Origin of the sequence: Streptomyces anatolicus (genome assembly GCF_019400875.1) — a bacterium.
Taxonomy (GTDB): domain Bacteria; phylum Actinomycetota; class Actinomycetes; order Streptomycetales; family Streptomycetaceae; genus Streptomyces; species Streptomyces anatolicus.
Genome location: NZ_WMBF01000836.1, coordinates 1 through 1,271, shown reverse-complemented (window position 1 = coordinate 1,271; position 1,271 = coordinate 1). Strand labels below are relative to the sequence as shown.

Here is a 1,271-nt window from a genome sequence, read left to right as displayed (position 1 = left end):
TCCGGGGAGAGGCAGGAGGGGCAGCAGGGGCGTGAGGGGCAGTCCGGAGACGGGCAGAAGGGGCGAGCCGAAGGCGGGCAGCAGGGGCAGCAGGGACAACAAGGGCAGCAGGGACAGCAAGGGCAGCAGGGACAGCAAGGGGGGCCCGGCACCTGGGCGCCCTCGAAGCCCATTTCCGACGCCTCCCTCTGGCTCAAGCTCCTGCGCAACCCCCTGGCCCCGCAGATCGGCTGGCTCTATCCGCTCGCCGTGATCGCCCTGGTCATGGGTCTCGCGACGCACCGCAAGAGCGCCCGCACCCATCCGGCCCGCGCGGGATTCCTGATGTGGGGCATCTGGTTGGTCACGGCGGCCTTCGTGCTCAGCGCCCTCGGCAACCTCTTCCACACCGCCTACCTCTCCATCCTCGCGCCCCCGATCGCCGCGCTGTCCGCTGCGGGGACCGTTGCCCTGTGGCGCGCGCACCGGGCCGCGCCCGGTGGCCGAAGGGCCTGGGTGCTGCCCGCGGCCATCGCCGTCCAAGTCGCCTGGACGGTCCATCTGGCCTACGACTACACGGACTTCGCGCCCTGGCTCATCCCGCTCGTCGTCGTGGCCACGCTCGTCGCCGTGCTGGCCCTCGGCTTCCCGCCGGGGAACGTCCGCCGGGCCGGGATCACCGGACTGCTGGCAGGGTGCGTGGCCATGTTCGCCGCGCCGACGGCGTGGTCCCTGTCCGTGCTGAACGAGCGTTACGCGGGCTCGGCGTTCGACGCGTCAGCCGGCCCGCGGCCCGAGAGCGCGGGCACCGGGAGGCTCCTCGGGCAGGGCACGCGCACCTCGCTGACCGCCGCGGAGAGCAAGCTCCTCGCCTACGTCCAGAAGCACAACGGCGACGCGAAATACGCCATGTCCGCCGAGACGGCGATGGGCGCGGCCCCGTACATCTACGCCGAGGGGGTGCCCGTCCTCCCCATCGCCGGCATGCACGGCGACGCCCTGTCGCTCGCCGAGTACCAGGAACTCGTCGCCGCCGGTGACGTCAGGTTCGCGCTGACCCGTGAGACGGGAGCGGAGAACTCGAAGATCAGCACGTGGGTGAGGTCGGCCTGCACCGAGGTCGACCCCGCGACCTACGGTGCCGGTGCTCGCGCCGGTGAGGGGCGCTCGCCGACGCTTTACCACTGCACCGCGGACGACGCGGACGACGCGGCGGACGCGGCCAAGTCCTGACCTATGCACGACATCTCACCGCGAGACCACAAAGCCAAAAGACCGGGGGACACGGGGGA

At 71.8% G+C, this 1,271-nt stretch carries 1 protein-coding gene; it reads left to right on the top strand.

Annotated elements, in window-relative coordinates; all coding sequences use genetic code 11:
• On the top strand, window positions 1-1,212 hold a 1,212-nt coding region (locus tag GKQ77_RS32835; RefSeq protein WP_504739875.1), incomplete at its 5' end, for a mannosyltransferase YkcB-related protein.
• Window positions 1,213-1,271 lie beyond the last annotated feature (59 nt).